Here is a 7299-nt window from a genome sequence, read left to right on the forward strand (position 1 = left end):
CTCTTTGAATTGTTACTTAGATGGTTCAGGTTCCCACGCCTTGCGCTCTTCCGTCAGGCGCTCAGTCAGACCCGTGTTATACAGCTTGCTGTCATCATCCAGCACCACAGGTTGTTGAGCGCAGTAGCAGCGATAGCGATTCCCGTTTTTAGAGTAAAACTCTTCAACTTCTTGCTTGGTATAAATCTTCCCGTGCCGTGCTGCGTGCCATGATCTGGTGGTTGGTTTCAGGGCTGATAACCAAAGCAGTTGAGTGTTTAATCCAAGCCGCTCCCTCGCCCACTCCATTTCATTCCAGTTAGCCTGTCGCAATGCGCCAACCTGTTCCGTCTGGGCGATGTTTTTAGCCATACTCATTGACACATCAAGGCGTTTGCTGACAATAGCCGCTGTCTCTCTGGGGTTAACCCCACGGGCGATAGCCTCAGCGATTACATGCGATAAGTCCGCCCTTGCTGCATCGGACAACCCCTTCCAATCGCTATAGGTTGCTACAAATGCCGTAGCAATCTGATTTTGGTAGGCTGGTGTTGATAACAGTGCTGAAAGCGTAGTTTGCTGTGCGTAGACGGCTGATTGCGCCCCTAGATTAGTGTAGGCATTGAGCGTTCCGCGCTGGTATTCGTCAGCCACATAGCTAAACGCCCATAGCTGATCCTTTCCACCAGCCAGTAAATAATCATCCAAGATGACCTGTAGAATCTCTAGCAGATCCGCAAGTTGCGTTGATGTCATGTCATAGATATAGGTTCCTGTATTGACGTGATACAGCGTATTGCCGTGCATGACATAGGATAGTTTGGCGTTGCTTTCTATCGTCCTGCCTGTTAATCGTTGGTCGAGTAATTGCCTGAGAGCCGTCTTGATGTCGTAATACCGCTGCTCGATATCACGAAACATTTTATTAACTGAGCGATAGGACTGAGTAGGGTCGCGTTTATTCCTTGGTATTATCGGGGTTCCGATTCTGGTCTTGGTCATCAGTCAGCGGATCTCCTGTTGCGCCTTGCGGTTCGGGTTCATCTTCCAGTGGCTCCAGTTCACCCACGGTACGTATTTCATTCGGTGTAAATATTGGCGTTCCGAATGCCTGCTGAGTTTTCAATGCTGCCTCAGCCATCTTAATCATGTTGTCGATCTTCTCTTGCTCACTGGCTGCGAGCATGTCAGACCATGCAATGGTGACCTCACCCGATGTTGGCGGTTCGATAATACCAATCTCCCACAATCTCTTTATTAGCTGAGTGACATACTGCGTCAGAAATCCCCAGCGGCGACCGTTCAGGCGTACCTTCCATGTAGCATCATCTTTATCGCCGGCTAGCTTTCCCGTCTGGGTGCCAAATAGGATAGTGAAGGGCACCTGTACCGAAGCACAAAACTCACGGGTAGTTACTTCCCATGTCGGCGTTGGGTCGCCCGGTGTGACTGACAATACGTTTAACTTTCCGGCCTGCATCACGGCGGCTGAATCCGTTCCCCTGTTCAGCTTATGGATTTTATCCTCCAGTGCTGCCCCAAGATCTGGATAGCCTGCCTGTTTCGCCGCAGTGGTGATATCGAGTAGGTTAGTTTCTTTATCAAACTCTACCCCAATCTGGCGGGAAGCGTTTTTCAGAAATCCTTCGGAACTGCCACCAGAGACTTTTTCAACGTCCAGTAATTTGTTATACCCAGCCCTGAGTAATGGCGTTCCAGAAAAAATATTCCCATCCTCAGCCCCTTCGCATAAGACAATGACCCGCGATGGGTGAATGGCAAGTTGCTTGGCTGGCCCTTGCATCTCAACTTGTCCCACCGGACGCTCATCAAAATTGAACATCGCTGGCTGTCCGTAGGTTTCTGAATTGATATCAGTATCCCATTCAGACACTGTGAGTTGAGGCTCCCAGACAGGTATCAGGTTAACCAGCGCTTCGCCTTTTAACCGTGATACTACTGTGGTATCGATAGGCTCACTCCATGCCCGACTATCCCGAACCTGAATGAGCAGCGCCGAGTAATGACCAATCATATTACGGCGATCAGCATCTTTGATTTTCGGCCAATGTTTCTTCAATAACTTTGTTACTTTCGTTTCCCATGAACTGGTGACGTCTGACTCGCTCTTTTCCTCGCCATCAATAATGGTCGGGTTATCCTGCCAGCAACCATCCAGTAAACGATGCACAGCAGCATGTGCCACGGCATTACGTTCATAAGTATTGTAATACTCACGAAATGTTAGCCGTTCTGGATAACCAAACTCAGAATAGATATTGGTGCGTTTTGTATTGCCGCTAATGCCACCCGACGCATAAATCATTCGCTGGGCGATAGTGTCAGCTAGGCTATTAACAAGAATTGTTTTGCTTTCACTCACGAAAAACGCTCCTTAAAAGAAAAATGCGCCAACTGTCTTGCGGTTGTTCTTGGCGACAGCAAAATAACGGAAACTATCAGCACCGTGCGATGTGAAGTCATGTAGAGGTTTATCTTTCCAACAGCCGCGCTTGTCGTCCCACTCTTTGCGGTAGCTTTCCAGATGGGATATGCCCTCGCCGCATTTCTCTTCATCAAATACACAGCGAGACAGGATCTCGCGCACGGATTCGATACCGGTATCAACCCCAACCTTTGGTACGACTTTGAATATCATTGAGTATTTTTGACCGTCGATTTCATAACCTTCTCGCGCCAACTCTCGGCGTGATTTCGCATCCGCGCCAAATTCACGGTTATCGATATCATGCGGCCCCCAATGCTCACCGTAGGTATAACCCTTATCTTTCAGCACTTTCATGTAGTGCCGCAAACCTTCGCCAGAGTTCTCGTAGTAGTCGATGACGTGGAACTCTTCGCCCACTTCACGCACAAACCAAATCGCCGTAGAGTCACCGACTCCGATATCCCAGAAAGTATGGACTGACAGGTGTAAGTTGTCCGGCAGCTTACCAATGCGTTTGTTTTCATACAACCAACGGAACTGCTTAGCATAGTAAGCGCCCTCGACTGATTGCTGGAATGCCTCAGCGGGGATGGATGGGTATTCCCGCTTCATGTCATCGCCGAGCGTCTTCTCTTTGGCGAAATACCAAGCCTGTTGGCGTTCTGTCAGATTGATACCGTGTTTTGCTCTCAGCTCTGCGAAGTAATCAACCAGTCGTTGTGGTATTGGCTCTACTGGGTCAATCGCATAGAGTGGGTTCTTCCACCAAGAGAAGAAAAAGAATTTCCAGTCAAGATTGGATAACTGCTTGTCCTGTAGCCGGGCTTTCTCTGCCGTCTGGCAGTAGTCAAAGAAATAACCGGCCCGTCCTTCTGCGGTGCTTTCTATCGTTGTGAAACAGTCGGTTGATACCGCCTCAAATGCACCGGTGACAATTTCTCTGGCTTTGTGGGGGAACTTGGCGCATATCTTCCCAAACTCGGAGACATGCAAATAACGCAATGTGCCACCACGGAAAGAGGTTGATACGTACAGCGAGCCACCTTTGCGAAAGACCAATTCCCCCGCTGCATCATTGCTGGCAGGGTTGGCGGCCTTAATCTCGTCCGGCAATCTGTCATAGGCGTACTTGACCTTTTCCCGAAACAGACGCTTGGCATCATTTAATGTGTGAGCAATCAGGGCACACTTGGCAGATTCGAATAGCGCCGCGTCCAACTGAATGATGCAGACCTCAGTTGTAAAACCCAACTGTCGGGCCTTAAGAATAATATTGCGGGTGTGGATGCCTTCGAAATATTCCAACTGCTCTGGCGTCATCTTGAACCGGACAGGGCGGCCTTCTTTGTTCGTTATCCAGTAGAGGTTGTTGAGCCGCCAGAGTTTATCGCGCAGTAACGCTAAATGTTCCGGCTTCATGTTATCCCTTAGATAGTTCGTCCATTAAATTCGATAGCTGATCAATCGCTTTATTCGGTTGCATATCATCAAGTCCATACGCTTGACGTTCCAACCCGATAAGGTTCTTTAGTGTCTCACTAAGCGCTTTCATTGATTTCACGCGCTCAGGCATACTGATAATGGAATGATAGAGTTCATTGAGTCTGTCTCGTCCGTTATCATCAGGTTCGTGCATTAGCTGCCCCAATTGCCTCAAGGCATCGATATCAGCACACTCCGCACCAAGCTCATCAAATAGCGCATTAGCAATATCTCTGGCTCGGCGGATATCACCACGGTGTTCCATGCGAACCTTGGTAATCACCTCCGCAGACGCTTCAATCAGTACGCGCTCAGAGAGTGTTGTTTCACTGCGTACCTGATTGCGTACCTCTTCTTTGCGTACCATGTCATCAGAGCGAGATTTGACTTTAGCCGCCAAATCCCTTGTCCATTCATCACGCTTTGCTCGCTTGCGAATAGCTCCTTCTGATATACCATGCTGAGATGCAATTTCTCGGAGTGACATCAAACCAGCCCGGTAAGCCGATTCGATGGCCTCCCAATCTGGTTTAGCCATTCCCCTTCTCCCATTAGCAAAAAACCACCCGAAGGTGGTTTAATCAAATTTTAATAAATTTTTTGTCAATTCTGATAATGCGTCAAATAAAGCATGTTTTTCCATCTCTCCATGGATATAAGAATAATGAAAAGGCATAAAATCATTAAAATTATCCCTATATTCAGTTTCAAACTTTTTTGTTCCGACTTTACTAACCATTAGTGCTATTTTTAACGATGAAAATTGGGTAAGCAGCAAGTTATAAGCACGTTCAAGGTTGTTTAATTCTGTTGAATATCGCACTCTTTCGTTACTCGTTGCTATATCAGGACATTTATCAAGGCAAGAGATATACTGCATCAGTACAGCAGACCATTGTTGCTCTTCCTGCACTATCAATTGATTTTTCCAAGCAGAAGCATTAAACAAAGCCACTAAAACAGCTAGAAAAGTTGCAATGCCGGCAAACCAAGTACCAATCATCGTCAAACAAGCAATCAGATTTGTATCCATAAATAACCTCATTAAGTTGTTATGAGATTATTATCCTTAAGAAAGAATTCAGTTTTCAACACATTCCATGATCTTAAGCTCTTCACCATTCAGAATAAATAACTGCTCTGGTTGATATAACCCCGACAGTTTTTGCACTGTGGTGATATAAAATGCTGAAAAAATATTCAGAAAGTCATTTATCGTCCAATATTCGCAATTTCTTGTTTACCCCCTCCAACCAATCCGAAAGCCACCTGACCGAGCTCATCTATCAAGCATTTAGCCTTGTCGAGGGTAACCAAGTCATCCTGTCTTTTTCTCAATCTGCGGCCTGCATCAGAGGAATCTTCATCAGACGCCTTTTTTGCCAAAACAAGCATGTCTTGCAGTTGCTGGATGGTGAATCCAAATCCAGATTTAGCTTCCTGCTCTGTCATGCGGTCGAACACTTGAGCCTGTAACTCATAGCTGTAACTCATTGCCATCAAACAAGCTTCACGCTTGGGGAATCGATAGCATGGAAGCTCTCGCCCGGTACTGTCTTTGTACTGAGCAAAATATTTTGCCGAGTGCTCTTCTCCTAATACTTTGGGAACTTTGGCAAGAAAGCTTTTATGTTGCAGTCGAGTATATTTCTTGCAAGGGAATGTTAACCCTTCCGCCTCAGCTTTCGCCTTACGGTCGGCATTAATGTAATCCACCATTTCCAGACTGGTCATGGTGGGTGCTTCTGTGACAGGGAGGGCTGTTTTCTTGGTTGTTAATAGTTGCATCGCGTATTACCTACATTTGAAATGAACCCTCGTTCACATAGAAAATCAGCCCGTCGAAGCTCGCCAGCTATAACTGACTTCCTCGAAGGCTCATATCAAAGTGATTGGATTCGACGTTTAAAGAATGGCGCTGTGAATGCGCGTTAGATACAAAAAAGCCACCACGGGAGGTGATGGCGAATAAATGTTATGCAGATCACTTTTTAATCATTTCGGTTGGGTATAATCGCAGAGCGATTACATAGAGAAACTATCTCACTGACACTGCGTCCCAGTATACCCCCACCACCCCAGTATCATTTGCTCTGAGGTGGTGAGGTGCTATTTGTCCTCATGATCCTAGCTCGTTCCTCTATCTGCCCAATAACCGACTCTAGCTGCAATGCCAAGCAGTACATCCTGAACAGTGACTGTGAGAATGATGATTGATTAACTCGGTGCTCAATCACCATTGTGGGTATTTGATTTTCAATCATTTCTCTGTTCTCCCGCATTCAATCTTCGCCCAATCCCTCAGTCCGAGGAACTGGGCTTCGAGGGTTTCAAGTTCTCCGAGGAGACGTACATAATCCTGTTCAGCGTCTTTCGCCAGTCTGGCGGGTCTTGAACCATCCACGCCGGAGGGGGCAGCGGTTTCAGACACGGGGCATTGAGCCTTGACGTACACGCGCTGAGTGTTAGTGCGGAGAGTATCGCTAAGCTCATCAAGTTTAGATTTGGCATTGGCGAGTTCCTGTAAGCTTTTTGCATCCCGTTCGTGGAGTTGCTTGATGCGCTCTTGCTGGGTGGTGTTGATGGCGATTTGTTCTTCATACTGTAGTTTTAAGCTACGGTATTCTTCGGCCTTGTCCTGATACTCACTGTAGTAGAACCAAAGCAGGCCAGCGACGACAGCAAAAGCACCCAGGGTGAAGTGCTGACTATTGAATTTCATCTTTCTTTACCCAATACCCACCACTCCACGATAGAGGGTTCCACCATTTAGCAGTAGATATCCATGTTTCAACCGTATCGTAATACCCTGCAAACTCGCCACAATGTCCACAAAATTTACCCAGCTGGCGGCGATTTTCAAAACCAGCACCAAACGGAGCATCAGTACGTATCTTGTGGCAGTTATTACACCGGACTAATTTCTGGTAATTACTCATAGCATCTCAAATGCCCGTGTGAAAACATCATCGGAATAAGGCTGCTTGCCGTTCTCGTGCCGGATAATGGACTTAGCCAGCGCAATCAGCGTGGGTTTATTGATGTCCAGAATCTGATTCGAATCGACTCCCAACGCCTTAGCAACACCCTTGATATAGGCTGAGGTGTTGTTCTCATTGGTCGGCGCCCAGCGGTCTATCATCTTGGACACACTCTGATAACCGTTCTTGTGGTAATTGGTCAGCAACTTCATGAGTGCCCGAATGCCATGCTCCGCAGTCTCGAAACGACAGAAGCGCTTCTCAATCTTCGGGTCATGCCTTAATTGCCCCTGCCAGTTATTAGCGGGATTGTGATCAATGTTGCCGGGATTGTTATTGCTAATGCCTCTGGTCATCAGATTATTCCCCGTTGCTGTTCATGTTCTGTCAGTAACCTGAGAAATTGGT

At 47.0% G+C, this 7299-nt stretch carries 9 protein-coding genes; all 9 read right to left on the bottom strand.

Going from position 1 to position 7299, the window contains the following annotated elements:
* Positions 1–12: 12 nt before the first annotated feature.
* On the bottom strand, positions 13–981 hold the full coding sequence (locus tag AAC854_RS13070) for a phage minor head protein (protein ID WP_340617480.1): 969 nt from the start codon (positions 979–981) through the stop codon (positions 13–15).
* On the bottom strand, positions 938–2305 hold the full coding sequence (locus AAC854_RS13075; protein WP_340617489.1) for an anti-CBASS protein Acb1 family protein: 1368 nt from the start codon (positions 2303–2305) through the stop codon (positions 938–940). Before AAC854_RS13075 ends, AAC854_RS13070 begins: the two co-directional genes overlap by 44 nt.
* A 69-nt stretch (positions 2306–2374) precedes the next feature.
* Positions 2375–3847 (bottom strand): terminase, encoded by a 1473-nt coding sequence (locus tag AAC854_RS13080; protein WP_340617481.1) that lies wholly within the window; start codon positions 3845–3847, stop codon positions 2375–2377.
* Position 3848: 1 nt separating this feature from the next.
* Entirely contained in the window at positions 3849–4448 is a 600-nt protein-coding gene (locus tag AAC854_RS13085) for a hypothetical protein (protein WP_340617482.1), read from the bottom strand.
* Between the two features lie 39 nt (positions 4449–4487).
* Positions 4488–4943, bottom strand: coding sequence for a hypothetical protein (locus AAC854_RS13090; RefSeq protein ID WP_340617483.1), 456 nt, complete (start codon positions 4941–4943; stop codon positions 4488–4490).
* Positions 4944–5122: 179 nt separating this feature from the next.
* Entirely contained in the window at positions 5123–5698 is a 576-nt protein-coding gene (locus AAC854_RS13095; protein ID WP_340617484.1) for a Rha family transcriptional regulator, read from the bottom strand.
* Positions 5699–6170: 472 nt separating this feature from the next.
* A complete protein-coding gene (locus AAC854_RS13100; RefSeq protein ID WP_340617485.1) occupies positions 6171–6632 on the bottom strand; it encodes a lysis system i-spanin subunit Rz in 462 nt (153 codons plus the stop codon).
* On the bottom strand, positions 6619–6849 hold the full coding sequence (locus AAC854_RS13105; RefSeq protein ID WP_340617486.1) for a hypothetical protein: 231 nt from the start codon (positions 6847–6849) through the stop codon (positions 6619–6621). Before AAC854_RS13105 ends, AAC854_RS13100 begins: the two co-directional genes overlap by 14 nt.
* Positions 6846–7247 carry a structural protein gene (locus AAC854_RS13110; RefSeq protein ID WP_340617487.1) on the bottom strand — a complete coding sequence of 134 codons (402 nt, stop codon included), beginning with the start codon at positions 7245–7247 and terminating at the stop codon, positions 6846–6848. Before AAC854_RS13110 ends, AAC854_RS13105 begins: the two co-directional genes overlap by 4 nt.
* Between the last annotated feature and the right edge of the window lie 52 nt (positions 7248–7299).

The sequence above is a fragment of the Xenorhabdus entomophaga genome (assembly GCF_037996725.1).
Lineage (GTDB): Bacteria > Pseudomonadota > Gammaproteobacteria > Enterobacterales > Enterobacteriaceae > Xenorhabdus > Xenorhabdus khoisanae.

Excerpts from the sequence above, each read along its gene's own strand:
- AAC854_RS13090 (WP_340617483.1), bottom strand. The coding sequence starts at position 4,943 with ATGGATACAAATCTGATTGCTTGTTTGACGATGATTGGTACTTGGTTT.
- AAC854_RS13110 (WP_340617487.1), bottom strand. The coding sequence starts at position 7,247 with ATGACCAGAGGCATTAGCAATAACAATCCCGGCAACATTGATCACAAT.
- AAC854_RS13080 (WP_340617481.1), bottom strand. The coding sequence starts at position 3,847 with ATGAAGCCGGAACATTTAGCGTTACTGCGCGATAAACTCTGGCGGCTC.
- AAC854_RS13100 (WP_340617485.1), bottom strand. The coding sequence starts at position 6,632 with ATGAAATTCAATAGTCAGCACTTCACCCTGGGTGCTTTTGCTGTCGTC.
- AAC854_RS13085 (WP_340617482.1), bottom strand. The coding sequence starts at position 4,448 with ATGGCTAAACCAGATTGGGAGGCCATCGAATCGGCTTACCGGGCTGGT.
- AAC854_RS13095 (WP_340617484.1), bottom strand. The coding sequence starts at position 5,698 with ATGCAACTATTAACAACCAAGAAAACAGCCCTCCCTGTCACAGAAGCA.
- AAC854_RS13075 (WP_340617489.1), bottom strand. The coding sequence starts at position 2,305 with ATGATTTATGCGTCGGGTGGCATTAGCGGCAATACAAAACGCACCAAT.
- AAC854_RS13070 (WP_340617480.1), bottom strand. The coding sequence starts at position 981 with ATGACCAAGACCAGAATCGGAACCCCGATAATACCAAGGAATAAACGC.
- AAC854_RS13105 (WP_340617486.1), bottom strand. The coding sequence starts at position 6,849 with ATGAGTAATTACCAGAAATTAGTCCGGTGTAATAACTGCCACAAGATA.